Origin of the sequence: Bifidobacterium scardovii JCM 12489 = DSM 13734 (genome assembly GCF_001042635.1) — a bacterium.
GTDB lineage: Bacteria > Actinomycetota > Actinomycetes > Actinomycetales > Bifidobacteriaceae > Bifidobacterium > Bifidobacterium scardovii.
This window is the reverse complement of sequence record NZ_AP012331.1, coordinates 987,044-1,011,602: the sequence shown is the minus strand read 5'-3', so window position 1 is coordinate 1,011,602 and position 24,559 is coordinate 987,044. Positions and strand designations below refer to the sequence as shown.

The 24,559-nt window shown below is 64.8% G+C and carries 20 protein-coding genes, 1 pseudogene and 1 riboswitch; of the genes and pseudogenes, 12 read left to right on the top strand and 9 right to left on the bottom strand.

Annotated features, from left to right (window positions below; genetic code table 11):
- Positions 1 to 56: 56 nt before the first annotated feature.
- A complete protein-coding gene (locus tag BBSC_RS04145; protein ID WP_081893038.1) occupies positions 57 to 722 on the bottom strand; it encodes a sugar O-acetyltransferase in 666 nt (221 codons plus the stop codon).
- Positions 723 to 1,076: 354 nt separating this feature from the next.
- On the opposite strand from BBSC_RS04145, the gene BBSC_RS04140 reads away from it, so the two are divergent.
- Both BBSC_RS04140 and BBSC_RS04135 read left to right on the top strand, forming a co-directional pair.
- Positions 1,077 to 1,526, top strand: a complete 450-nt coding sequence (locus BBSC_RS04140) for a cupin domain-containing protein (RefSeq protein ID WP_046726078.1) — start codon at positions 1,077 to 1,079, stop codon at positions 1,524 to 1,526.
- Between the two features lie 159 nt (positions 1,527 to 1,685).
- Complete coding sequence (locus BBSC_RS04135) at positions 1,686 to 2,366, top strand: DUF3800 domain-containing protein (RefSeq protein ID WP_231649030.1); 681 nt, start codon at positions 1,686 to 1,688, stop codon at positions 2,364 to 2,366.
- 107 nt (positions 2,367 to 2,473) lie between these two features.
- Here the strand turns inward: BBSC_RS04135 and BBSC_RS13885 are convergent, their stop codons facing one another.
- On the bottom strand, positions 2,474 to 2,623 hold the full coding sequence (locus BBSC_RS13885; protein WP_156102383.1) for a hypothetical protein: 150 nt from the start codon (positions 2,621 to 2,623) through the stop codon (positions 2,474 to 2,476).
- A 23-nt stretch (positions 2,624 to 2,646) separates the two neighbouring features.
- Positions 2,647 to 3,786 carry an AraC family transcriptional regulator gene (locus tag BBSC_RS12795; protein WP_051923252.1) on the bottom strand — a complete coding sequence of 380 codons (1,140 nt, stop codon included), beginning with the start codon at positions 3,784 to 3,786 and terminating at the stop codon, positions 2,647 to 2,649.
- 148 nt (positions 3,787 to 3,934) lie between these two features.
- Here BBSC_RS12795 and BBSC_RS04125 point away from each other — a divergent pair, with 148 nt between their 5' ends.
- On the top strand, positions 3,935 to 4,552 hold the full coding sequence (locus tag BBSC_RS04125) for a sugar O-acetyltransferase (protein ID WP_033518576.1): 618 nt from the start codon (positions 3,935 to 3,937) through the stop codon (positions 4,550 to 4,552).
- A 21-nt stretch (positions 4,553 to 4,573) separates the two neighbouring features.
- A complete protein-coding gene (locus BBSC_RS04120; RefSeq protein WP_033518572.1) occupies positions 4,574 to 5,806 on the top strand; it encodes an MFS transporter in 1,233 nt (410 codons plus the stop codon).
- 23 nt (positions 5,807 to 5,829) lie between these two features.
- Here the strand turns inward: BBSC_RS04120 and BBSC_RS04115 are convergent, their stop codons facing one another.
- From BBSC_RS04115 to BBSC_RS04095, 5 genes are all read right to left on the bottom strand, one after another.
- On the bottom strand, positions 5,830 to 6,363 hold the full coding sequence (locus BBSC_RS04115; RefSeq protein WP_033518619.1) for a PadR family transcriptional regulator: 534 nt from the start codon (positions 6,361 to 6,363) through the stop codon (positions 5,830 to 5,832).
- A 119-nt stretch (positions 6,364 to 6,482) separates the two neighbouring features.
- On the bottom strand, positions 6,483 to 7,169 hold the full coding sequence (locus BBSC_RS04110) for an endonuclease III domain-containing protein (protein ID WP_033518571.1): 687 nt from the start codon (positions 7,167 to 7,169) through the stop codon (positions 6,483 to 6,485).
- 247 nt (positions 7,170 to 7,416) lie between these two features.
- Positions 7,417 to 9,918 carry an excinuclease ABC subunit A gene (locus BBSC_RS04105; protein ID WP_033518569.1) on the bottom strand — a complete coding sequence of 834 codons (2,502 nt, stop codon included), beginning with the start codon at positions 9,916 to 9,918 and terminating at the stop codon, positions 7,417 to 7,419.
- Between the two features lie 94 nt (positions 9,919 to 10,012).
- The gene (locus tag BBSC_RS04100) at positions 10,013 to 11,377 is read right to left on the bottom strand and encodes an MATE family efflux transporter (protein ID WP_033518567.1); all 1,365 of its coding nucleotides are present in this window, start codon (positions 11,375 to 11,377) and stop codon (positions 10,013 to 10,015) included.
- A 78-nt stretch (positions 11,378 to 11,455) separates the two neighbouring features.
- The gene (locus BBSC_RS04095) at positions 11,456 to 11,782 is read right to left on the bottom strand and encodes a type II toxin-antitoxin system HicB family antitoxin (RefSeq protein ID WP_033518565.1); all 327 of its coding nucleotides are present in this window, start codon (positions 11,780 to 11,782) and stop codon (positions 11,456 to 11,458) included.
- A 170-nt stretch (positions 11,783 to 11,952) separates the two neighbouring features.
- Between BBSC_RS04095 and BBSC_RS04090 the strand changes: the two genes are divergently transcribed.
- From BBSC_RS04090 to BBSC_RS04055, 8 genes and pseudogenes are all read left to right on the top strand, one after another.
- Positions 11,953 to 13,242: a hypothetical protein gene (locus tag BBSC_RS04090; protein ID WP_033518564.1), complete on the top strand. Its 1,290-nt coding sequence runs from the start codon at positions 11,953 to 11,955 to the stop codon at positions 13,240 to 13,242.
- Positions 13,243 to 13,440: 198 nt separating this feature from the next.
- A complete protein-coding gene (locus BBSC_RS04085) occupies positions 13,441 to 15,042 on the top strand; it encodes a beta strand repeat-containing protein (protein ID WP_144414408.1) in 1,602 nt (533 codons plus the stop codon).
- Between the two features lie 175 nt (positions 15,043 to 15,217).
- Entirely contained in the window at positions 15,218 to 16,117 is a 900-nt protein-coding gene (locus BBSC_RS04080) for a hypothetical protein (protein ID WP_033518560.1), read from the top strand.
- Positions 16,118 to 16,211: 94 nt separating this feature from the next.
- Positions 16,212 to 16,283: riboswitch (Fluoride riboswitch) on the top strand.
- A gap of 117 nt (positions 16,284 to 16,400) precedes the next feature.
- Positions 16,401 to 16,919, top strand: coding sequence for a FluC/FEX family fluoride channel (locus BBSC_RS04075; protein ID WP_046726079.1), 519 nt, complete (start codon positions 16,401 to 16,403; stop codon positions 16,917 to 16,919).
- Positions 16,919 to 17,283, top strand: a pseudogene (locus BBSC_RS04070) (fluoride efflux transporter FluC). The gene BBSC_RS04075 and the pseudogene BBSC_RS04070 overlap by 1 nt, the downstream one beginning before the upstream one ends.
- A 101-nt stretch (positions 17,284 to 17,384) precedes the next feature.
- Positions 17,385 to 18,086 (top strand): LytR/AlgR family response regulator transcription factor, encoded by a 702-nt coding sequence (locus BBSC_RS04065; RefSeq protein WP_033518558.1) that lies wholly within the window; start codon positions 17,385 to 17,387, stop codon positions 18,084 to 18,086.
- Positions 18,087 to 18,109: 23 nt separating this feature from the next.
- A complete protein-coding gene (locus BBSC_RS12790; protein WP_051923253.1) occupies positions 18,110 to 19,465 on the top strand; it encodes an ATP-binding protein in 1,356 nt (451 codons plus the stop codon).
- Between the two features lie 243 nt (positions 19,466 to 19,708).
- Complete coding sequence (locus tag BBSC_RS04055) at positions 19,709 to 22,645, top strand: glycoside hydrolase family 3 C-terminal domain-containing protein (RefSeq protein ID WP_033518557.1); 2,937 nt, start codon at positions 19,709 to 19,711, stop codon at positions 22,643 to 22,645.
- A 77-nt stretch (positions 22,646 to 22,722) separates the two neighbouring features.
- Here BBSC_RS04055 and BBSC_RS04050 read toward each other — a convergent pair whose 3' ends face one another.
- Positions 22,723 to 24,558 (bottom strand): ABC transporter ATP-binding protein, encoded by a 1,836-nt coding sequence (locus BBSC_RS04050; RefSeq protein ID WP_033518555.1) that lies wholly within the window; start codon positions 24,556 to 24,558, stop codon positions 22,723 to 22,725.
- Position 24,559 lies beyond the last annotated feature (1 nt).

Genomic DNA, 24,559 nt, shown 5'->3' with positions numbered 1-24,559 from the left:
GGGCACAGCGCCGGTCTCACGCCCGGCGCGGCGCGGGCGAGCGTGCGGCCGGCCGCTCAGTCGCGGTCGTCGATCGGGCGCAGCACCCGGCACGGATTGCCGACGGCGACCACGTTCGCGGGGATGTCCCTGGTGACCACGGAACCGGCGCCGATCACCGAATTGCTGCCGATGGTCACGCCCGGGCAGACGATGACGCCGCCGCCCAGCCACACGTTGTCGCCGATGACGATGGGTTTGGCGGCCTCCAGCTTGTCGCGGCGCGGAACCGGATCGATGGGATGGACCGGCGTGAGCAGCTGCACGTTGGGGCCGATCTGGCAGTCGTCGCCGATGGTGATGTCGACGACGTCGAGCGCGGTCAGGTTCATGTTGACGAAGGTGCGCCTGCCGATGTGGACATTCTCGCCATAGTCGACGAACAGCGGCGGCTTGACGTAGGAATCCTCGCCGATCGAACCGACGAGCCGTTTCAGGAAACGGCCGGCGTCCGGATCGGCGCCGACGGTGGCGCGGTAGTACTCGTCGCACAGCGCATAGCCCTGCTGGCTGATGCGCGCGCTGTCCGGGTCGTCGCCGCCGATATAGAAGTCGCCGGCGAGCATGCGCTCGCGGTTGGTGCGCGAGTCGTTCTGGAAATAGTGTTCCTCGGCGTATTCGGCCGGGGTCTGCCTGTGCTGCCCACCGGACGCGCCGGCATCGTTGATCGTGACGTCGCTCATAGTGTACGAACGTACACGATAGCGTGTACATCCGCGATTCACGAACGCAACACCCCTACGAACCACCGAGACCAGCCCATGCGGCACTTTCGCCGGTCCAAACGCCGACATGGCCGCGATCAGAAGCGCGCCGAACAAGTCATCGTCGCCGGCGTCCCGGCACGCGTGGTCCGCCCCATCACCGAAGCCGACCGTCTCGGACTCATCCGATGACCCATCGGTTTCCATGCCCGCCCGGCATGGGGACCGATGCCTCAACGGCAATTGTCACGGCGCACGATCGCCCCTATGCTGTGGTGGCGTAGGTTGCAGCGGCCGGCATATCGCACGGCCGGGAACTTCAAGGACGGCATTATGGCAGAGAACAACAGCACCCCGATCACCAATCCCAGCGCGTTCCCGATCGGCGCGCCGAACGACGCATACGCCAGGTATTTCATCGGACAGAGCTATCTGGCGCCGCTGGTCTCGGGCAAGGAAGTCAACGTGTCCAACGTCACGTTCGAGGCGGGCTGCCGCAACAACTGGCACATCCATCACAAGGCCTGCCAGATCCTCATCGCCGTGGGCGGGCGCGGCTACTACCAGGAGTGGGGCAAGGAGCCGGTCGAGCTCAACCCAGGCGACGTGGTGTATGTGGCGCCGGAGACCAAGCACTGGCACGGGGCCGTGCCGGACGCCGACTTCGCGCACATCGCCATCATGAACGTGGTGAACGGCGCCTCGAACGAATGGCTGGAGCCGGTCGAAGCCGAATACGACGCGCTGCGCCGTACCGGTGAGGCCCCGAAGAGCATGGACTGAAGCCTGCATGCATGCATGCATGCATGCACTCATCGCCTTTGGCGGAACAGCGGAAAATGGTTCCTGATGTGTGGTAGAAAAGAATAGCCGCCATTTATTTATGAATGAGGCTCCAAGCGCCGGGGGGGTTCCCCGGCATTCTTTTCGCCGAAGGGGGCAATGATGAGCTCCATCAGTATCTTCGTCGACGAATCAGGAGAACGAGGACAGGAATCTGAATATTACCTGCTGACTCTGGTTTTTCATGATCAGAATGAGGATATCCTCGAGAGAATCCGCATGTACGAACAAGCATTGCGAGACAGACGCCTGCCCGATATCCCATTTCATGCCGGTCCTCTTTTCAACGGGCACGACGATTATGAGTCGATTCCTCTGCCGATACGCAAACAGTTATTTACGGCTTTCTATACGCTTGTCTGGCATCTGCCAATCACCTATACGACATTTACTTACCGCAAGCATGATCTTCGAGGTATCAAAGAACTTGAAACACACATGAAGCAGGACATCATCAACTTCCTCTTCACGCATCTTGAATGGTTCCAGCAATATGATGCCGTAAAAATCTATTACGATGGCGGACAGCCGGTTGTGACGTATGCATTGCGCACGGCCGTCGAGTATGCACTATCAATGACGGCAATCCAGTATCGGAACAGTTCCCCAAGAGATTATCGGCTTTCACAAGTTGCTGACTGCATTTGCGCGCTGGAACTCACTGCACAGAAATACGCGGATAAACGGTCGACAGTAGCTGATGGAAAAATGTTTGGAGGCATCGGTGCCTTCAAACGGAATTATCTCAAAAAGATCCGCCGCATGCGTCTGGATCGCTGACAATCCGCGCTATTGGATCTCCTCATGCCCTTAACCGCAACGCATATTCGCCGCATGGCGGAAGCGGCTCCCCTCAATGACGAGAGGAGCCACGGCACGAGCCGCGATCAGCGGCGCTTGGCGCGCAGCTTGCCGGCGGCCTTGGCGAGTTCCACGCCGATGACCGACAGGGCGGACAGGCCGAGCACGACCAGCCATTCGGCGCCGCCGAGCGCGGTGACCTTGAATGTCAGCCGGCCGGGCCGGCAATCAGGCAACCGATCGGCCAGCCGGCCAACGGTCAGGCCTCCACGCCATCCGCGGCCCGGCGGCGGAAACGCCGGTACTGCTGCGGGGTCATGCCGGTCTGTTTGCGGAAGGCGTGGATGAAGTAGCTGGCGGTGCCGTATCCGCATTTGACGGCGATTTCGCCGACGGTGCCGTCGCTTTCCTCCAGCAGGGTGGCGCTGGTCGAGATGCGGAACCGGTTCAGGTAGGCGTTCGGCGGCGTGCCGGCGAACCGGTCGAACAGCTCGTAGCAGGCGCTGCGGCCGACCAGCCCGGCGCGGGCGATGTCCTCGATGGTCAGGCGCTCGCCGTAATGGTAGTAGATGAACCGCGTCATGCTCCAGAACGCCATCCAATCCGGGTCGTTGCGCGGGTGCGCCGCTTCCAAGCCGACGTGCGCGAGCATGATCGAGGAGATACGCGATGCGGAGGCGATGAGGTCCAGCGGCGTGGCCGGGCCGGCCGGCGATGCGTCCGAGCCGAGCGGTTTGACGGCCGGCGATCCGTCCGCCGCGCCATCCGCCGGCCCGCCCGCCGATTCGACCGGCGACCCGCCGAACAGGGCGCTGGGAGGAACGCCGCCGGCCGGCACGGGAGGCCCGGTCAGTTCGATCTCATCATCCGGCGCCGGACGCACTTGCAGCCGCGCTTTGTCCGAACGCGTCAACGTGTTCGCCGGCGGGGTCGAAGCGATGGCGCACGACCGCATAAGGCCGTTGAGCCGCTGGATCTCGCCGATGACCTCCCGCTGCCACGGTTCGTGGGGTCCAAGCATGATGAAGTCGCTCGCCGATTCGCCGGTCTTCGCATCGAAATAGGCCCGGCCCGCTTCCGCGCCGCCGGTGAACACCGAGGGATGGATGACGGTGGAGATGAAGGTGCAGTCGGTGCGCGTGTCCGAATAGCCGAAATGCAGACGGCGCGAGTTCACGAAAATCGCATGCCCCGATTCGATGGTTTCCACATGCCCGTTGACCGAATACCGCATCGAGCCGGACAGCGCGAGGATGAACTCGAGATCGGGGTGCCAGTGGCAGGCCGAGGTGTAGCCGTAGCGCCACAGATCGTCGCGGAACGAGTAGAGCGGCAGCCCGGGCACGTTGTAGTGCACGCGCTCCGACATGTCGGAGAACACCTCAAGCTTCTTGACCATGCTGCATCACCCCTCATCGCCATCATCAACTGCGGACGATCACGCTATCACCTCGTACATTATCGCAATGCGAGGGGTTTGGCGAAATCATACAATTGGTATCGCAAACAACCTTGAAACCATTGCTGTTTTACCGAGGATTACCACCATGACCGAACTTACCAACGCCGAACGCCGCACCGAACAATTGCCGTATCACTATGACGACCCGAACATCATGGACGGCCAGCTTGAATGTCAGGAGAAGCTCTACGAGTTCAACCGGACCCACCCCACCGACGCGGAAGGCAAGCAGCGCCTGCTCAAGGCGATGTTCGCCGAGATCGGCGAGGGCTGTCACGTCGAGACGCCCGCCCATGCGAACTGGGGATTCGCGCACGTGCACATGGGCAAGGGCATCTATTGCAACGTGAACTTCACCTGCGTGGACGACGCCGACATCACCATCGGCGACTACTGCATGTTCGGCCCGAACGTGGTCATCGCCACCGCCGGGCATCCGGTGCTGCCGGTGCTGCGCGAGCACCACTACGTGTATTGCATTCCGGTGACCATCGGGCGCAACGTGTGGGTCGGCGCCAACGTGTCGATCCTGCCGGGAGTCACCATCGGGGACAATTGCGTGATCGGCGCCGGCTCGGTCGTCACGCACTCCATCCCCGCCAACTCGGTCGCCTACGGCGCGCCTTGCGAGGCCGTGCGCGAGATCGGCGACAAGGACCGCGAGTATTTCTACAAGGACCGCAAGCTCGACGTGTGGGAGTGAGCCGTCGGAACGGACCATGCCATGGCTGCACCAACCAGGACTCGCCGGCGCTTCTTCACGCCGCCGGTCAGCACGCTCATCGCATTGAGTTTCCTGCTCGGCCTCAGCGAGTTCATCGTCGTCGGCATCCTGCCGGACATCGCCGGCGGCATCCACGTACCGGAGGTGATGGTCGGCAATCTCGTATCGCTGTTCGCCATCATCTATGCGCCGCTCACCCCCATCGGCTCGGCGCTGACCGCACGGCTCCCCCGTTTCGCCACGCATCTCGCGTTGGCCGCCGCGTTCCTGGCCGGCAACATACTGTGCGCCGTCGCCCCGAATTATGCGGCGTTGTGCGCGGGGCGCGTCATCATTGCAGCGGCGTCGGGCACGATTCTTTCGCTTTCCATGACGTATGCGGACGACGTCGCAAGCCCCGAACATCGCACGAAGTTCATCGCATGGGTGTTCTCCGGCTTCTCGATCGCCTCCGTGGCCGGCGTGCCGCTGGGCACCTGGGTGGCGGACTCGTTCGGCTGGCGCCGGACGTTCTGGCTGATCGACGCGCTGACCGGCATCGTCATCGCCGCCATGCTGGTTTCGCTGCCGAAGCGGAACGCTCGGGCCTCGGCCCGCGCGCATGAGGTCCGCTTCTTCGCGCAGTTCCGCCTGTTCGGCGATCGCAGGATACAGATCGGCACCGTCGCCATGGTGTGCGGCGCGGCGGCCGGCTACACGTACTACACCTATCTGACGCCGATCCTGCGCGATGAGATCGGGCTGCCGGCGCGGTTCGTCAGCCCCGCGCTGGTCATCTATGGCCTGGCGTGCCTGTGGAGCAGCCTCACCGCCGGCAAACTCGCCGCACGCGGCCACGGCGCACAGCCGATGGCCGGCATCCGGCCGGTATATGCGCTGCAGGCCATACTGCTGTGCACGCTGCCGCTGGCCGGACTGGTTCCGATCTATGGCGCGCTGCTGCTCATCGGGCTCGGCATGCTCATGTACCTGCAGAATTCCGCGGCCCAGGTGCTGTACATGGACGTGGCGGAAGAGGCCTATCCAAGCGCCCTGAATCTGGCGTCCTCCATGAGCTCCACCGCCTGCAACATCGGCATCGCCGTCGGTTCGGCGGTCGGCGGGCTGGCCAACGACGCGTTCGGCCTGACCTGGCTGGGGCCGTTCGGCGCCGTCTTCGCCCTGCTCGCCGTGGGCGCGACCACCCTGCTGAAACATACTGACCGCATACGGCGGCGCGGAGGCGCGGCATGAAGGATGCGGTCAACCAGCCGCGATCATTCGGCTTCGATATCCAGCATCGAACGCAGCCACTCGAGTTCGGCGGCGATTTCGGCGTCGTGCACGGCGATGATGCCGCGGCGGTAGGGGTCGTCGATCTGGTCGATGGAGAGCGGATTGCCGGCGTCGCAGTAGAAGAAATGCACGTCGTGGCCGTTCAGCAGGTCATAGCGGCGGCGCAGCACCGCGTCGCGGTCGGCCTTGCTCGGCACGGCGGCGAGAAAGGTGAGCACGACGGCCCATCGGGTGATGTCGGTGAGGTTGAATCCGCTCGTGTTGCGCAGCTCGTCGACCAGCCTGCCACGCCCGGCCTCAAGCAGGGTGAAGACGCGGCGCTGTCGGCCGTCGCGCGTTTCGGACAGTTCGGAAATCAGGCCGGCTTCGACGAGCCGGTTCGTCGCGGGGTAGATCGCGCCGTCGCTGAATTTGCGCGCGTAGCCCTGCAACTGCTCCATCTTCTTGCGCAGCTCGTACCCGCACATGGACCGCTCGCTCAGGAATCCCAGAATCATCATTTCAATCAGGCTCATGGCCACCAGTTTACCTCGTTTCGACACGCCACGTTTCGATATGTCTCGTTTCGAGGTATTCTATGCCAAGGGAATACAGAGCACCGTCGGGCGGCCTCCATGGGGCATGACCGGCGGTTTTACGGCCGCGAAGCAAGCGACGCGGTGCGATGGGCGGCCAGGAACGACGCGCCTTTGGCCTCCTCGTCACGGTACGCCTTGCCGAATTCGTCGATGAGGCCATGGAATTCCTGCAGATCCCCGACGCTGAGGCTGGTGCCCAGCACCGCGGGCGAATAGGCCTTGTGGAACGCCGAGTAACCGGCCGGCACGTCGAATCCGAGGAAGGCGAACAGCCGCCGCGCGTACGTATCGGCCACGAAGGTGCGCCGGGAGAACACGTACAGCATCAGGTCGTCGGCCGTCTCGCCGCCGATGCCGAACAGGCCGAGCAGTTCGGCGCGCAGCTCGGCATCGGGAATCGTTGCGGCACCTTCGGGCGCGGCTCCGCAACGCTCCTCATACCACCGGCTCAGCGACTGCAGCGTCCTGGATTTGTTGACGTAGAAGCCCGACGGCCTGATCAGGTTCCGCAGACGCTCCGGCTCCATGGTCGCCAGCGCATGGGGTTCGAGCGCACCCGCCGCCTTCAACGCCGCAAGCGAACGGTCGACGTTGCCCCACGCCGTGTTCTGCGTGAGCACCGCGCCGACCATGATCTCGAACGTGATGTCCGCCGGCCACCATCCGGTCGGCCCGAGCGCGCCGGCCATGGTGCGGTACAGCGACTCGATGCGCTCGGGCGCTGGCAGGTGATTCGTCCGCATGGCGGCTCCTCTCTGTTCTCTGTGCGAGCCTAGTATCCCGCGTGTTAATCCGTTGAGTAATTCCGGCTCCCCTCCAAGAGGGGAGCCAGACATAGTACACGAACTTACGGCACGGGACACTAGCGCGTTTTTGACATGCCGAAATACCCGTTATCGCGATTGACATGCCGAAATACCCATTATCGGGCCCTATTTCGCCTGTTTGGGCATGCCAATCGCAATAACGGGTATTTGGGCATGCCTACGGCTACGCCAGCCGCAGATACCGGCCGGTGACGCTGCACGGATCGGCCGCGACCTGCTCCGGCGTGCCGGCGGCGACGATGCGCCCACCGCTTTCGCCGCCCCCGGGGCCCATGTCGATGATCCAGTCCGCGTTGGCGATGACGTCGAGATCATGCTCGATGACCACGACGGTCGCGCCGGCGCCGACCAGACGGTCGAAGACCCCGAGCAGCACGCGCACGTCGAGCGGATGCAGGCCAATGGTCGGTTCGTCGAACACGAACACGGCATCCGACTGGGCCTTGCCCATCTCGCTGGCGAGTTTCAGCCGCTGCGCCTCGCCGCCCGAAAGCACCGGCGTCGGCTCGCCGAGCGTCAGATACCCGAGTCCCAGATCATGCAGCGTGGTCAGGCGCGCATGGACTTTGCGAAGGTCGCCCGTCGCCGCCAGCGCCTGGTCCACGCTCATGGCCATAAACTGCGGCAGGCTCATCTCGCGGCCGTCCCTGGCCCTGCGCCGAATCGCATCGGCGGCTGGCGCATACCGCGATCCCCGGCAATCCGGGCATTCGATGTCGACGTCCGGCAGGAACTGCACGTCCAGCGAGATCGACCCGGTGCCATCGCATGTGGGGCAGCGCAGCCGACCGGTGTTGTACGAGAAGTCGCCGGCCTTGTATCCGGCAGCCTTCGCCTCGTCGCATCGCGCGAAGGCCCGGCGCAGCTCGTCGTGGATGTCGGCGTAGGTGGCCACGGTGGAGCGCACGTTGGCACCGATCGGCGTCGCGTCGATCAAATTCGCCCGGGCGACGCCGTCAGCCTCAATCCCGCGCACATGCTCCGGCAGCCGCTCCCCCGCGGCCTGCGCCTTCAATGTGGGAATCAGCGACTCGAGCACCATCGTGGTCTTGCCTGAGCCGGACACGCCGGTTACGGCGACCAGTCGGCCGCGCGGAACGTCGACGTCCAGCGGATGGACCGTATGCAATCGGCCGGTGCTCATGCGGATATGCCCGGCGGCGAACATACTCTCGAACGGCACACGTTCGCGCACACGCGACTGGCCCCTATCCGACAGGAACGGCGCGATGCGGCTGCCCGGAGCCGCCTCCACCTCACCGACCGTGCCCTGCGCGATCACATGCCCGCCGTCCGCGCCCGCGACCGGACCCATCTCGATGAGATGGTCGCACGCCTTGAGCACGCGTACGTCATGGTCGACGACCACTACGGAGTTACCGTCGGCCACCAGATCATGCATCACGCCGAGCAGCCCGTCCACATTGGCCGGATGCAGGCCGATGGACGGCTCGTCAAGCACATACAGCACGCCGGTGGTGCGGTTGCGCACCGAACGGGCGAGCTGCACGCGCTGGCGTTCGCCGGTGGAGAGCGTGGCGCCGGCACGGTCGAGCGCCAGGTAGCCAAGCCCCAGATCTAGCAGCCGGCGGGCCACGTCCAGGAACGATTCGCAGATGTTCGTCGCCATCGACCGCATGTCGGGCCGCAGCGATTCCGGCACCCCGCGCACCCAATCCACGGCGGCGTCCAGCGTCATCGCACTGGCCTCGGCCAGGTTCAGCCCGCGCACCCGCGGCGCACGGGCCGCCTCGCTGAGGCGCGTGCCGCCGCAATCGGCGCACGGGCCCTCCTTGAGGAACCTCGCCACGCGCTTCAGCCCCTTCTCGTCCTTGGCTTTGGCGAGCGCGTTCTCCACGGTATACACGGCGTTGAAATAGGTGAAGTCGAGCTCGGCGAAATCGTCGCCCTTCTTCGGCTTGTAAAGGATATGCTTCTTGACGGCCGGACCGTTGAACACGATGTCGCGCTCCTCGGGCGTGAGCTCGCTGAACGGCACGTCGGTGCGCACGCCCATCGCGCCGCACACCTGCTTCATCAGGTCCCACATGAGCGAGCCCCATGGCAGCACCGCGCCGTCGTCGATGCTTTTGGATTCGTCGGGCACCAGGGCCGCGCGGTTCACTTCGCGCACGATGCCGGTTCCGGAGCAGGTCGGGCAGGCCCCGGCCGAATTGAAGGCGAGCGATTCCGCGCCGGGCGCATGGAACTCCCTGCCGCAGCCGGCACAAGTAATGGGCAGTCCGGCGGCCACGTTGAGCGCCGGCTCGTTGCGCGCGCCGCAGTGCGGGCACACATGCGAGGCGACGCGGGAGAACAGGAGCCGCAGACTGTTGAGCAGCTCGGTCATCGTGCCGAAGGTCGACCGGATGCCGGGCACGGTCGGCCGCTGGTGCAGGGCCAGCGCGGCGGGCACGTGCAGCACCTCGTCGACTTGCGCGCGGCTGGCCTGGGTCAGGCGCCGGCGCGTGTACGTGGACAGCGCCTCCAGATACCGGCGAGACCCCTCCGCATACAGCACGCCCAGCGCCAGCGAGCTCTTGCCCGACCCGGAGACGCCCGCCACGCCGACCAGCTCGCCCAGCGGGACGTCGACGTCGATGTTCTTGAGATTGTGCACGCGCGCACCGCGTACGGCGATGGCCCTTGGCTGCTCGTTCTGCATACCTCTGGTGTACCAGACCGTGGTCCCGAACGCGGGCGGGCGCACCCGGGCACACCAGGCACACCAGGCCAGCCACGCGCCGGGCGCTTCGGCCTCAGCGCCGGCGCAGCTCCCCGAGGATGCGCACGATGAACGGCACGGTGACGACGGCGGTGAGCACGTCCGACACCGACTGGCCCATCTCGACGCCGAGCAGCCCGACCACATGCGGCAGGATCAGCACGGTCGGGGCCAGGAACAGGCCCTGCCGGCATACCGCCAGGAACGAGGCGATTCCGGTTTTGCCCATCGTCTGGGTCATCATGTTGCCCATCATGTTGAACCCGTTGAGCACCACCGTGCAGCATTGGATGCGCAGCGCGGCCACGCCGACCTCCACCACGGCCGGATCCGAACGGAAGATCTCGACCAGATGTGGGGCGAAGATCCACAGCGTCACGGCCAGCGCGAACAGCACGCAGGTGGACAGGCGCACGCAGAACCAATACCCCTCCTTGACGCGCCCGAACAGCCCGGCGCCGTAGTTGTAGCCGCACACCGGCTGGAACCCCTGCCCCAGACCCACGATCACCGAATTCGCGCCGAGCATGATGCGCATCACGATGGCCATGCCGGCGATCGCCGCGTCGCCGAAGGGGTTGGCCGCGATGTTCACGCAGGTCGTCGCGATCGAACCGGCGCCCTGCCTCAGCAGCGATGGCAGGCCGCCGCCGAGGATCTCGCGCACCAGCAGCGCGTCCGGCTTGCAGTTGCGCAGCGACAGCTTCATCACGCCGAACTTGCGGCTCATCGTGGTCAGGATCGCGAAGCTCAGCGTCTGGCATATGCCGGTGGCCAAGCCGGCGCCGACGATGCCGAGGCCGAGCACGAAGATGAACAGCGGCGCGAGCAGGAAGTTGAGCAGCGCGCCCGACACCAGGCCGATCATGCCGAACGCCGACTGCCCCTGATAGCGCAGCAGGCCGTTGAGCGCGAACGACCCGCAGACGCAGGGCGCCGCGACGAGGATCGGCGTCAGGTATTGCACGGCGTACGGCGCGATCGTCGGCGTGGACCCGAGCATGACCACCAGAGGCCGCAGCGTCAGCAGCCCCAGCACCGCGACGAGCAGGCCGGAGAGCACCGCGCCGGTGAAGCCGATGGCCAGCAGCTTGGCCGCCCGCTCATTGTTCTGCTTGCCCAGCTCGCGGCTCATCGAATTGCCGGCGCCGTTGCCGAAGAAGAATCCCAGCGCCTGCAGGATGGTCATGATGGAGAAGGCGATGCCGATCGCGCCGGATTGGGCCGTGCCCAGCTGGCCGATGAAAAAGGTGTCGGTCAGGTTGTAGGCGGTGGTGACCAGATTGGAGATGACGGCCGGCAGGCACAGCTTCAGAATCAGCGGCTTGACCGGTTTGCCGGTCATCTGCCGGTATTTCGCGTCCGCGCTCGCCCTTTTGATGCCATGAACCTGAACCATACCCGCCACCCTACTCACGGCACCGGCCGAATCCCGGCGCCATGATCACAGTGAGAGAACCGCCGGCTCACACCGGGGTCACGCCAGGCGGGACTGCACCAGACGGTTGAGCGATACGCCCTGCTCCGCGGCCTCGATAACCAGCCGACGATGCATCTCCGGAGGAACGCGCACCATGAAATGCCCCGAATAGGACCGATCCTCAAACGGGACCGGCACCTCGGCCCCGCTGCGGCGCAGCGCGCCGACCCGCTCCTCGACGCGGGACCGGGCGCCGGTCAGCGCCTCGACCGCCGACTGAGCCACGTAGCGCACATCGGGAAGCTCCGCCACGGTGCCGACGAAACCGGATTCCCTGTTCGACCAGTGGATGCGATACACGTATCGGCTGCTCTCATCCGCCATGCAGGCCTCCTCGATAGCACAACTTAATACGCACACCATAGCGCAACTGACCACCACCAAAAATCGCCTTCGACACGCATCGGCCAGCAATCGAACATTTGTACGAGCATTATGGTATCGCTATTAATATCGATATTTTGCATCGTGCAACGGAGACGAAAGGACTGATCATGGCGACCGCAGCTTTCTACGCCCCCGAAATCGACAACCTCATTCGTTTCCGCAATACCACCACACCCGATCTCGACCTGCCGTTCGACACCAAGGCGCAGGCGCTCGTCGCGCTGATCAAGAACATCGCACCGAGCGGCGAGCACCGGGTCAGATCCTTCTGGATCCCCGCAAAACGGGGCCCCATCGAAGCCTTCGGCGACTACGACCAGCTTCATGACGAGGGCGAGTTCGGCACGCCACGGGAGTTCAAGGACCAATGGCTCGCATGCTACCCCAACGAGGAGTGCTGGTACACGATCAGCTATGCCCAGCACCAGCAGGAGCATCTGATTTCGATCAACGGCGGTTTCTCCATCCGATTTGCGCGGAATAATTCTCTTTATTCTGAGCGCGAACACATCGACGTGTTGCTGGATTGGCTGCTAAAAGGCACCGAGGATTGCATTCGCCAGTGCGCGCAGGGCACCTACAACGCATTCGTCGCCGATCATCTGCCCTACGACATGCGTACCGGCACGATCCGCCGCGCGGATCTGTGGCGCATCTTCGCGAAGGATAGGGACTATCTGCTGCCCCGCATCGCCGATGGGGACCTCAGCCGTTTCGCCGGCCTGTTCACCGAGCGGGCGGCGCAGCATTCGCCGACCGACCGTTCGGGAGCCGATCCAACGGGCTCCGAGGGCGGCGCGCCCCACGCCCCGGTTTCCGGGATGACCGCCGCACGCTACCTTGCGGCCTGCGCCTCGGGGTACCGCGCCATAGGGCTCAAACCGCCGCGCAACCACGCCCCATCCCCGGCCGACTGGTACAGGGCCTACGCCAACCCGCGCGGTCTTGAGCTGCTCGACATCGATCAGGACTCACCCGGCGCATTCGCCTCCCTGGCCAACGACGATCAGGGCACCGGGCACACTTGGGAGGTACTCGCGGGAGCCGGATTCTCCTGGATGCCGCTGCTGCCCGTCCAAGACGGCAACGGATGGTCGTTCCACCTCGGCGACGGCAACTACCCGTCCGCCGCGGAAGCCATCGAGTTCGCGCTGGGATTGCATGACGCCGGTCTGCCCGTCACCGTGCAGCAGGCCGATGCCCTCGCGCGCGCCGCCAAAGGCGAGGATCTCGTGGGCGCGGTTCCCCATTACGTCGTGCCGGCGCACGCCGGCGTCCTGTTCCCCGGAGACGAGATCATCGACTTCATGACGCTGCCGAGCAACCACCGCCAGGAGATCATCGACGCCGTCCGCTGGCAGCCGGTGCACGAGGTGACGCTCGCCGCCGAGTGCTAACGCCCCGCCTCGTATACGACCGCACGGCTCACGCATCCACTGCAATCACTGCCATCATCGCCGCAAACTACGTACCCAGCAAGCGTTCAGAAAACCTCCAGAGAATCTTTCCGGCTCGCATAGCCCTTCTTGCGCAGCGGCACAGCGGCCCTTACGAATACAGCCGTTCAATGGGATCATCCAAGCGAAAGGATGATCATGAACGCGCAAGAACCAACGTCACGCCAACGCACGCGGACGCCGCTGCTCGCCACGCGCAGACTCATCGCGCTCACCGCGGCACTCGCCCTGGCCTCCGGCCTCGCCGCCGGCGCCGGCGGCGCCGCGTTGATCCGGAATCTCGGTTCCGGTTCCTCCTCCCCCAACGGCACGACCGGCCCGGGAGGCATGAACGGAACCATAGGCGGCGCGAATACCATGCAATACGACTACAGCGGGTCGTACAGCGCCACGCTCACCGCGGACGGATCCGACGAGACCTCCGACGGCGAGGATATCAACGCATCCGACACCGATGCCAACGTCGCGCTTGCGCGCAACGGCGGCACCCTGACGGTCAGCAACGGCACACTCGCCAAAACCGGCGACGGATCCAACGACGACAACTGCAATTTCTACGGCACGAACGCCATCGCGTTGGTCGTCGGCGACGGTTCGACCGCCATCATCGACGGCAGCGAACTGACCGCGGACAGCACCGGATCGAACGGCGTATTCGCCACCGACTCCGGCACCGCGCTCGTCAACGACACGACGATCACCACCACGGCCGACAATTCCCGCGGGCTCGACGCCACCTATGGCGGCACGATCCTCGCGAGCGCCGTCACGGCCGACACCAGCGGCGACCACAGCGCCACCGCGGCCACGGACCGTGGCGGCGGCACCGTATCGATCACCGATTCGACGCTGACCACCGCGGGGTCCGGTTCCCCGCTGCTGTATTCGACCGGCGACATCCAGGCGAGCGGCGTCACCGGCACCGCGTCCGGCAGCCAGATCGCCGGCATGGAGGGTCTGAACACCATCCTGATCAACGATTCGACGCTCGAGAGCACCAACACCGGCACCACCGGCTCCGATCCGATCGCCAACGGCGTGATCATCTACCAATCCACCTCGGGTGACGCCGAGGCCGCCACGGGCGAGCACGCTACCTTTCAGGCCAAGGATTCCACGCTGACGTCGGCGATCGGTTCCGGCTCGATGTTCTACGTCACGAACACGACCGCCGACGTGGTGCTGTCCGGCACCGCGCTCGATTTCGACACGAGCGCCGCCACGCTGCTGCAGGCGTCCGGCAACGACGCGAACGGCTGGGGTCAGGCCGGCTCGAACGGCGCCACCGTGAACTTCACCGGGCGGGATCAGACGCTTGCCGGCGACGTGGTGGCCGATACGATCTCCACGGTGAACCTGTACCTGCTGGACGGCACGACATGGACCGGCGCGGCGTCGATCACCGACAACGCTTCGGCGGCGTCCGGTTCGACCAGCGACGCTCCGATCACCGTGAACGTCGACGGCACCTCGACCTGGATCGTGACCGACGACACGACGATCTCCGCGCTGAACGTCGCCGACGGAGGATCGGTCGTCGACGCCAACGGCGATACCGTGACGATCATCGCCGACGGCGGCACCGTGGTCAAGGGCACCGGCGACGTGACCGTGACGGTGATCGGCGGCTACACGACCACCGTCGACGAGACCGCTGACACGCAGCTCAGCGACGACATCGCCGACCGCTCCGCCTTCGACGAGCAATTCGGCACCAGCACCGCATGGTCGATGGCGTGATGCGCCGGCGAGCGCCACAGCCATCGCCCGCGTCCCGTTCCACAGACGGCCGGCCCCATCGACCGACCCATCAGCCGGTCAGCCAATCCATCAATCAATCCATCCATCCATCAATCAATCCACCAATCCATCAATCAATCCATCAATCATCCAGCATTCCAACGAAAGGATCATCATGACCAACGACAACACCAACCCCGACACCGTTCCGGGCACCTCCGCCACGGATAGCGGCCAACCTTCCACCCCGGACACGGCGCAACGCGATCCGGACAACGCGCAGACGGCCACCGTCAGCGGAACCGACAACGGATCCGCCGGCAACGGGGCTCCGACGGATGCCGGATCGTCATCCGGAACCGGCGCTGGCAACGCGCAGGACAGCGCGGCTCCCGGCGGCGCGAACCGGCCTGCATGGGACTGGCAGCGAGCCGATTCGCCCGATTCGGACACCCGGCAGGATACGATCCCCCAGTCGGCGGCGGGATCCGACGCTCCGACGACCGGATCGCAGCCCGGTCAGCGTCCGGCCCAGACCACCGGACAGCCCGGATACGCCGCGCAACCGGGGTTCCAAGGATACGGCCAGCCCGGATACGGCCAGCCGAATGGCGTCACCCAACCGGGTTACGCGCCGGGATACATGGCCGGCTACGCCGCTCAGCCGAATTACAGCGGACCCCAGGCCTACGGCGCGCAGCCGGCGTGGCCACAGCCGGCGCCGAATGCCGGAGCCAGCGGCCAGACGGGCACCTTGGGCCGCATCGGCGCGCAGTCCCTGGGGCAGTTGACCAAAAAGACGTGGGCCATTCTCGTCGGGGTCGCGCTCGTCTGCGGACTGGTCGGCGGCGCGATCGGCGCAGCCGGGTTCTCCGCGCTCGACGGCGATTCCAGGTATCGGGTGCAGCAGATGCAGATGCCCGGCGGCATGGGCGAATCGAACGGCAACGGCATGGGCGAGCCGCCGAGCGGCAACGGCCAGTCGGGCAACTCCGGCTCCAACGGCAGCGCCGATTCCGGAACCGGCTCCAGCAGCTACTCCGACGGATCGACGTCCGACCTCATCGAGTCCTGAGATTCTTAGCACGCAGATGCGTCGGTTTGCGTGCTAAGAATCTCAGAACGATACCGGGCGGGGGCCGCACCGCATGTCCGGCCTGCGAGTAGGCTTGGGATGCGGCGATGGGACCCGCCTGAAACTTGTTTTCGAACCGCATCACGCTGATAGTTCCTGCACACGACACCTACTTTAGGGATCGTTGTGCCGTCAGCGGTCCACAGCGATTCGGAAAGGCTTGGGGCTCATCATGAGTTCATCATCAGCCGGCGCGCAACGAACCGCCGGAACCACCGGCGACATGGCGCCATCCACACCACCGGTACCGTCAACACCGCCGGCATCCCCGACTCCATTCGCATCGAAACGCCGTCCCGATATTCGTCTCGACCTGCTCGCCGTCGTCTTCGCCGGCGGTACCATCGGCACCGCGATCCGATATCTGTTCACTCAGGTGCCGCCATCCGGCGCCTTCCACACCGGCACGCTGACCGCCAATCTGCTGGCATGCCTCTGCTATGCCGGGCTGACCGCCTATCTCGCGGCGTCGCCGCGCATCGGATCCCGCGGCAAGGAGCTCGCCAGCCGCGGCCTCGGCATGGGCATGTGCGGCGGACTCTCCACGATGTCGACGCTCGCGCTGGAATGCTTCACCGCGATCCGCTCCGGACAGGCCGCAGCCGGCATCGGCTACCTTGCGGCGACCTTCGCCGCCGGTCTCGCCGCCGCGACCTTCGGCGCATGGGCCGGCACACGTCTGGCCGCGCAAGCCGACCGAACCGGCGCCACGCCCCTTCGCAAGGGAGGCGAGGCCCGATGATGCACGCGACGCTCCCCGTCCTGGTCTGCCTGGCGGAGGCGTCGGCGCCTCCTGCCGCTATCTGCTCGACACGACGATCAAGACGTACTGGTCGAAGGCCTTCCCCCTCTCCACCTTCACGATCAACCTGATCGCCGGTTTCCTCGCCGGCCTGGTCGCCGCGATGGCCATGGGCGGAGCCATCGGGGAACCGTGGCGTCTGGCGCTGGCCACCGGCGCGCTCGGCGGATTCTCCACGTTATCGACCGCCATCAACGAAATGGTCACGCTGGCCCGCAAACACCGCTACCCCACCGCCGCCGGATACCTGCTCGCCAGCGCGGTCGTCCCGGTGGCCGCGGCCGCCTGCGGCTTCCTGCTCTGACCGCGCACCCTGCCGGCGCATCCGCCAAACATCACGCCTCGCGCTTCCCGTTTGCTATCGTAGGAAGGCAACGGGAAGCACGGGACGCATGGAGGCGAAAGATGGTTGCCATTGCCGTGGTCGACGATGATGCCGAGGCACGCGAGCTGCTGGGCGGCTATATCACGCGCTTCGCCGGAGAACGCGGCACGGACGCGCAGATCACCGGTTTCACCGATGCCGCGGAGCTGCTGCACCATTACAAACCGGATTATGACATCATCTTCCTCGACATCGAGATGGCGCAGGTCGACGGCATCAAGGCCGCGCAGGTCATCCGCGAAACCGACCCGTCCACGGTCATCATCTTCGTGACGAACATGGCGCAGCTCGCGATCAAGGGCTATGAAGTCGAGGCGCTCGACTTCGTGGTCAAGCCGGTCGATTACTTCAGCTTCGACATGGTGATGCGCAAGGCCCTGCAGCGTATCAGCCGCCGCAAAACGCAGACCATACGTCTGGTGACGCGCGACGCGATGCAGGTCGTGCCGATCGAGCGCATCGATTACGTGGAAGTGCAGGACCACTACGTCACCTATCACACCGCCGACGGCGACCACACGGTCAAAGGCACGCTCGGCCAGGCCGAGCAGACGCTCGCCGCAGGCAACTTCATGCGCTGCAACCGCTGGTATCTGGTCAATATCGACAACATCACGGCCATTGACGGCAACACGATCACGGTCGGCGGCAACCGCATCGAGGTCAGCCGATCAAAGAAGCAGGAGATCCTGCGAGCGGTGACCATGTCGTTGGGGCGCTGAGCACGATGGAGTTTCCCAACATCATGGTGGGCACCGTGCCGGCGCTCAGCATCTTCAACAACGAAGCCGCCACCGTGGAGATGATCGTGGCGCAGCTGCTGTTCGCCCTGCGCACGCCCGAAAAGCCGGGCGGGCTGCGTCGGCGCGCGGTCGTTGCCCTGCTGGCGATGATGGCGTTCTGCGTGCTGATCACCGAATGCGGCATAATCGTGCTGCCTCAGTATCTGCTGCGCTCCACGGCCAACTTCACGCTGCTGTTCCTCGCGTCCATCACCGCCGTGAAACATGTGTGCCGTTGCGACTGGCGCATGGCCACCGGCATCGCCATGTGCGGATACGCGCTGCAGCATATCGCCGCGGCGGCGGTGGAGATCATCGATCTGGGTCGCATGCGGCTGTCGTGGGCCGCCGGACTGCCGCAACTCGCCTCGTGGACGGCCGGTGAAGCCACGCGTGTGGCGGTGTTCGCCGCTGTCTACGCGATATTCTGGCAGTGGTACATCCGTCGTTTCGACGTGGCCAGGATACGCATGAGCTCGGCGGGCGTATTGGCAGCCTTGGTGGCGAGTACGCTGCTGGTCACCGTCGGGCTGAGCTCCTACGTCTATGCCTCCGATCTGAACGACGAGACCCAGTTCGCGATGCGCGCCATTTCCGTGCTCACCTGCGTGATCATCCTGCTGCTGTTCAACGAATTATCGCGCAATCAGACGCTGAGCGACGAGATCGCCTTCATGCGCCAGATGAACGATCTGCGGACCAACTACTACGAATTGCTCAAAGACACGATCGAGACCACCAACGTGCGCTACCACGATCTCAAGCATCAGATCGGGCGTCTGCGTTCCGCCGTCAACGCGGACGGGGCTGCCGGCGCGGCCCGTTCGAACGCCGTGCTCGACGAGATCTCCGATTCAGTCGGCACCTATGACAGCATCGCCAAAACCGGCAACGCCGCCCTCGACGTGGTGCTCACGCAGAAAAGCCTCGAATGCGCACGGCTCGGCATCAGATTCACGTATATGGCGGACGCGACATGCGTGGATTGGATCAGCGATTACGACATCTATTCGCTGTTCGGCAACGCGCTGGACAACGCGATCGAGGCGCTGCGCCGGCTCGACGACCCGCAGCGGCGTGTAGTGAAGCTGACGATGGCGATCCGTGGCGATCTAGTCAGTATCCGCATCTCCAACTATTTCGACCACGTCATACGCTCCGGCAACGGCGATCTGATCACGACCAAAACCGACCCGGCATCCCATGGATACGGCGTGAAAAGCATCCGCATGATCGTCGATGCCCTCGACGGCGATATGGTGATCACCACCGAGGATGGCGTCTTCGAGCTCGGCATCGTACTGCCCCGGCCTCACTGACGCCGGCTCTCCGACATAGTCGTGCCCCGCCACCGCCCGCCAAGGACGGCTCCATACCGTTCACGTACCTTCGCCAACCTCTCCCGAACCACGGTTCACGCCGCGATTCCCTTTCCCGATATCGTCGCCATCATAAGCAGATACCGGGCGTCGTAGCCCTGTCGCCGCTTATGGATCGGGTCTCCGGTCACGCTTCATGGAAGAACGGCCGGAGGCGGAGAAACACGATAGAAGGAGCAACGTATGCTGGGCATCAATTTCTCGGATGTCATCAGTACCCTCGAATCCATACGCACGCAGCTGATCGTCATCGGCGTGGTGCTCGCGGTGGCGCTACTGGCCACGTTCGCGGTGAACCGCCGTACGGTGAAGAATGCCGGCACACGAAAGCTGGTTCACTCCCAAACGTGGATCGTCACCGCGGTCGCGGTCATCGTGGCAGTGAGCACCATGCTGTTCGGCCCACTGAACACGATGCTGTCGCTGCTGTCGGGCAGCGGCACGCTGACCGACCAGACCATCGCGAAGACCAAGGACCTGGCCGTGGACATCGAACGCGAGGGCATCGTGCTGCTCAGGAATGAGGATGGCACCCTGCCGCTCTCCAGCGATCAGGTCAACGTGTTCGGTTGGGCATCCACCAATCCGATCTACGGCGGTACCGGTTCCGGTTCGATGAACGACCAGTACGAAACCACGTCGATCCTGCAGGGCATGCAGGACGCCGGGCTGAAGACCAACACCACACTGACCGACTTCTACACCGGATACCGCGCCGACCGACCCACCTTCAGCGCCGGCATCCAGGATTGGACGCTGCCCGAGCCGCCGGCCAACACCTACTCAGACCAGCTGATCGCCAACGCGAAGGCATTCTCCAATACGGCGATCGTCGTGCTGGCACGCACCGGAGGCGAATGCTTCGACCTGCCGAACGACATGACCGATACGGGCGCGAACCGCCAGTTCGGCCCCGCGGACAGCGCGGTCACCGATCCGGGCGAGTCGAGCGACGCGGTATCCGTGTATCACAACAATTCCGCCGACTACGCGGATTTCGAGGCCGGGCAGGGGTACCTCGACCTGTCGCGCAGCGAGCGCGACATGCTCGATCTGGTCACCGCGAACTTCGATGACGTCATCGTGGTCTACAACGGCGCCAATGCGCTGAACATGAGCTTCGTCGACGACTACGCGCAGATCAGGTCCGTGCTGTGGGCGCCACCCGCGGGCCAGACCGGCTTCACCGCGCTGGGCGAGGTGCTGACCGGCGCGGTCAACCCGTCCGGCCGCACGACCGACACCTTCGTGCGCGACTTCTCGAAAGCCCCATGGGCCAACAATTTCGGCCAGTTCCAGTACGACAACATGGCCGAGTTCGCGGTGGACACCGCATTCGCCGGCCAGGACCTGCATGTGCTGCCCAGCTTCGTGAACTACGTCGAGGGCATCTACGTCGGGTACAAGTACTATGAAACGGCCGACGACGAGGGCGCGATCGATTACGACGCGGTGGTGCAGTATCCGTTCGGATACGGCCTGAGCTATACGACCTTCGACCAGCGGATGAGCGAGGTGACGTACCGCAACGGCACGATCGGATTCGACGTCACCGTCACCAACACCGGCGAAACGGCAGGCAAGGATGTGGTCGAGGTATTCTACAACCCTCCGTACATCAACGGCGGCATCGAGAAATCCTCCGTCAACCTCATCGACTTCGCGAAGACCGACGAGCTCGAACCCGGCGAGTCCACCACCGTGTCCTTCTCCTTCAAGGACGAGGATATGGCCTCCTACGATGCCGACGACGCACGCGCCTACGTGCTCGAAGCCGGTGACTACGCGATCTCCATCAATGCGGGGTCGCACCGAGTGATCGACCAGAGAACCGTGACCGTGCCCGACACGATCACCTATTCCGGGGACGATCACCGGTCGTCCGACACCTCGGCGGTCACGAACCAGTTCGATGACATCAAGCCCGCATTCGAGACGCTGTCACGAGCCGACCACTTCGCCAACTACGCCGAGGCGACCGCCGCGCCGAGCACCCATGCGATGCCGGACCAGTACAAGGCCTCTTTCGTCAATACGTCGAACTACGAGAACGACAACGACGGCTCCGACGAGATGCCGACGACCGGCGCTAGGAACGGCATCGACCTGTACCAGCTGTACGGTAAGGACTACGACGACCCGATGTGGAACGATCTGCTCGACGAGCTGACCGTGGACGAGATGAACCAGCTCATCGCGTTCGCCGGATACGGCAACGCGGCCGCCGACTCGATCGGCAAACCGCGGCAGTCCGACGTCGACGGTCCCTCGACGCTGAACAACAACTTCACCGGAGTCGGTTCGATTGGCCTGCCTTCGGGCGTGTCCGTGGCGAACACCTTCAGCAAGGATCTGGCGAGGCAGTTCGGCGAGACGATCGGCGCCACGGCCCGAGAAATGAACGTGACCGGCTGGTACGCGCCGGCCATGAACATCCATCGCACGCCGTATGCCGGCCGCAACTTCGAGTATTTTTCCGAAGACGGCGTGCTGTCGGGCATCATGGCCTCCCAGCAGGTGGCCGGCGCGAAGTCCCGCGGCGTGTACCCGTTCATCAAGCATTTCGCGTTGAACGACCAGGAGACGAACCGCGTGGCCATGCTGTGCACCTGGGCCGACGAGCAGACGATGCGCGAGATCTACTTCAAGCCGTTCGAGCTGGCGGTCAAGGACGGCGGAGCCACGGCGGTGATGGCCTCATTCAACTATGTCGGCAACGGTTACTCCTCCGCCAACGAGCATATGCTCAACGGCGTACTGCGCGGCGAATGGGGCTTCCGCGGCTTCGTGGAAACCGACTACTTTGGCGGTTTTGGCTATCAGATCGGCGATCAGGCGATCCGTTCCGGCAACGACGCGATGCTCGCCACCATCGAAGGCGACAACGTAATCAAGGACCGCTCCGCCACCTCCGTGACGGCGATGCGCACCGCTTCGCACAACATCCTGTACACGGCGGTGAACAGCTGGCTATATGAGGATGGCCAGCCGGAGGTAAAGACCCCTGCGTGGCAATATATCTACTACGCGGTGGTCGCCGTATTGGCCATGGCGCTGCTCGCCCTTGAGACGCTGTCCATCCGGCGCTTCCTCACTAGGCGTGCCGCCGGCCGGCGCTGATCCGCCACAGCCGCGTCCTGAGATTCTTAGCACGCCAGCGCACCGCATTGCGTGCTAAGAATCTCAGGATCAACGTGCTATGCGAACTGGGAGTTGTAGAGGGCGGCGTAGCGGCCACCGGCCTCGAGCAGCCCGTGGTGGTCGCCCATCTCGACGATATCGCCGTGCTCCATGTAGAGGATCAGGTCGGCGTCGCGGATCGTGGACAGGCGATGCGCGATCACGAAGCTCGTGCGCCCGGCCATGAGCTTGGCCATCGCCTTGCCGATCTCCGCCTCGGTGCGCGTGTCGACCGAGCTGGTCGCCTCGTCGAGGATGAGGATCGGCGGATCGGTGAGGAACACGCGCGCGATCGTCAGCAGCTGCCGCTGGCCGACCGACAGGTTGCCGGCCTCGTTGTCGAGCACGGTGTCATAACCATTCGGCAGCGTGCGGATGAAGTAGTCCGCACGCGCGGCCTTGGCGGCGGCCACGATCTCGTCGCGCGTCGCATCGGGCTTGCCGTAGGCGAGGTTCTCGGCGACGGTGCCGCCGAACAGCCACGTATCCTGCAGGACCATGCCGAATTCGCGCCGCAGGTCGCCGCGCGTCATGTCCGCGGTCGGCACGCCGTCGAGCGTGATCGACCCGCCGTCGATCTCGTAGAACCGCATGAGCAGGTTGATCAGCGTGGTCTTGCCAGCACCGGTCGAGCCGACGATCGCGATCTTGCGCCCCGGTTCGGCGACGAAGCTCACGTCCCGCATGAGCGGGCGGTCCGGCTCATAGCCGAAGCGCACATGGTCGAACACGATTCGCCCGCGCACCGGCTCGCGCACGGCGAGCGCATCGGCGCGGTCCGGGCGTTCCTCGTCCTCGTCGAGCAGCTCGAAGGTGCGTTCCGCGGAGGCGAGCGCCGACTGCAGCGAGTTGATCATGTAACTCGCCTCGGTCAGCGGCTCGGACACCTGGTTGATGTACTGGTAGAACGCCTGCGCCACACCGACGGTCATGCGTCCGCCGATCACCATCCACCCGGCGATGAGCATGACGAACATCTGCGAGAAGCGCGCGATCATGCGGATCAGAGGGTTCACCGACATGGTGATGAAATCGGCGAGCTGCGCGGCGCGCCGGGTGCGCTCGGCCGCGTCGCGGATCGCGGCGGAGCTCTCCTCCTCGCGGTTGTAGGCCTTGATGATGTTGCGGCCCTTGTAGTATTCCTCGGCCAGACCGGTCAGCTCGCCGATCGTCTCCTGCCGCAGCGAGGCGACCTCGAGGTTCTTGCGCGCGACGAGCTTGGTGACGAGCATGCTCAGCGCCATGAACACGAGGAACACCGCCGTCAGGACCCACGAGTACCAGATCATGATGATCAGCGAGCCGGTGACCGTGGTGATCGCGGTGATCAGGCGCAGCAGGCCGGTCTGCATGACCTCGCTGATGCGGTCGAGATCGTTGGTCACCTTGCTCAGCACCTCGCCCGGCTTGTTGCGGTCGAAGAAGCGCAGCGGCAGGCGCTGGATCTTGCCGCTGATCTGCCTGCGCAGCGTGAGGTTGAGGTTTTCGGCGACCGACGCCATCAGGTAGCACTGCAGGTAGTAGAACGCCCACTCCCCCACGTACAGGATGGCGAGGATGAGGATCGGCCACCCGAGGCCGCCCTCGCCCCAGCCGATCGCGAACGGCGCGCCCGACTGCCATGCGTCCTGCACGGCGTTCCAGATCGCGTCGACGACGACCGCGCTGTACATGGGCGCGCCGATGTGGAAGAAGGTGTACAGGATGATCGACGCGGCGACGACCGCAAGGCGCACGCGCTGGTTGCGCAGCTGCCCGAACAGGCGCCCGGCGGTGGCCATCGCGTTCTTCGGGGCGTCGAGCCCGGCGTCTTCGGCGGCGGTGCCGGTGACGTTGTCGGTATCGTTCGCCATG

Excerpts from the sequence above, each read along its gene's own strand:
- BBSC_RS04145 (WP_081893038.1), bottom strand. The coding sequence starts at position 722 with ATGAGCGACGTCACGATCAACGATGCCGGCGCGTCCGGTGGGCAGCAC.
- BBSC_RS04140 (WP_046726078.1), top strand. The coding sequence starts at position 1,077 with ATGGCAGAGAACAACAGCACCCCGATCACCAATCCCAGCGCGTTCCCG.
- BBSC_RS04135 (WP_231649030.1), top strand. The coding sequence starts at position 1,686 with ATGATGAGCTCCATCAGTATCTTCGTCGACGAATCAGGAGAACGAGGA.
- BBSC_RS12795 (WP_051923252.1), bottom strand. The coding sequence starts at position 3,786 with ATGGTCAAGAAGCTTGAGGTGTTCTCCGACATGTCGGAGCGCGTGCAC.
- BBSC_RS04125 (WP_033518576.1), top strand. The coding sequence starts at position 3,935 with ATGACCGAACTTACCAACGCCGAACGCCGCACCGAACAATTGCCGTAT.
- BBSC_RS04120 (WP_033518572.1), top strand. The coding sequence starts at position 4,574 with ATGGCTGCACCAACCAGGACTCGCCGGCGCTTCTTCACGCCGCCGGTC.
- BBSC_RS04115 (WP_033518619.1), bottom strand. The coding sequence starts at position 6,363 with ATGAGCCTGATTGAAATGATGATTCTGGGATTCCTGAGCGAGCGGTCC.
- BBSC_RS04110 (WP_033518571.1), bottom strand. The coding sequence starts at position 7,169 with ATGCGGACGAATCACCTGCCAGCGCCCGAGCGCATCGAGTCGCTGTAC.
- BBSC_RS04105 (WP_033518569.1), bottom strand. The coding sequence starts at position 9,918 with ATGCAGAACGAGCAGCCAAGGGCCATCGCCGTACGCGGTGCGCGCGTG.
- BBSC_RS04100 (WP_033518567.1), bottom strand. The coding sequence starts at position 11,377 with ATGGTTCAGGTTCATGGCATCAAAAGGGCGAGCGCGGACGCGAAATAC.
- BBSC_RS04095 (WP_033518565.1), bottom strand. The coding sequence starts at position 11,782 with ATGGCGGATGAGAGCAGCCGATACGTGTATCGCATCCACTGGTCGAAC.
- BBSC_RS04090 (WP_033518564.1), top strand. The coding sequence starts at position 11,953 with ATGGCGACCGCAGCTTTCTACGCCCCCGAAATCGACAACCTCATTCGT.
- BBSC_RS04085 (WP_144414408.1), top strand. The coding sequence starts at position 13,441 with ATGAACGCGCAAGAACCAACGTCACGCCAACGCACGCGGACGCCGCTG.
- BBSC_RS04080 (WP_033518560.1), top strand. The coding sequence starts at position 15,218 with ATGACCAACGACAACACCAACCCCGACACCGTTCCGGGCACCTCCGCC.
- BBSC_RS04075 (WP_046726079.1), top strand. The coding sequence starts at position 16,401 with ATGGCGCCATCCACACCACCGGTACCGTCAACACCGCCGGCATCCCCG.
- BBSC_RS04065 (WP_033518558.1), top strand. The coding sequence starts at position 17,385 with ATGGTTGCCATTGCCGTGGTCGACGATGATGCCGAGGCACGCGAGCTG.
- BBSC_RS12790 (WP_051923253.1), top strand. The coding sequence starts at position 18,110 with ATGGTGGGCACCGTGCCGGCGCTCAGCATCTTCAACAACGAAGCCGCC.
- BBSC_RS04055 (WP_033518557.1), top strand. The coding sequence starts at position 19,709 with ATGCTGGGCATCAATTTCTCGGATGTCATCAGTACCCTCGAATCCATA.
- BBSC_RS04050 (WP_033518555.1), bottom strand. The coding sequence starts at position 24,558 with ATGGCGAACGATACCGACAACGTCACCGGCACCGCCGCCGAAGACGCC.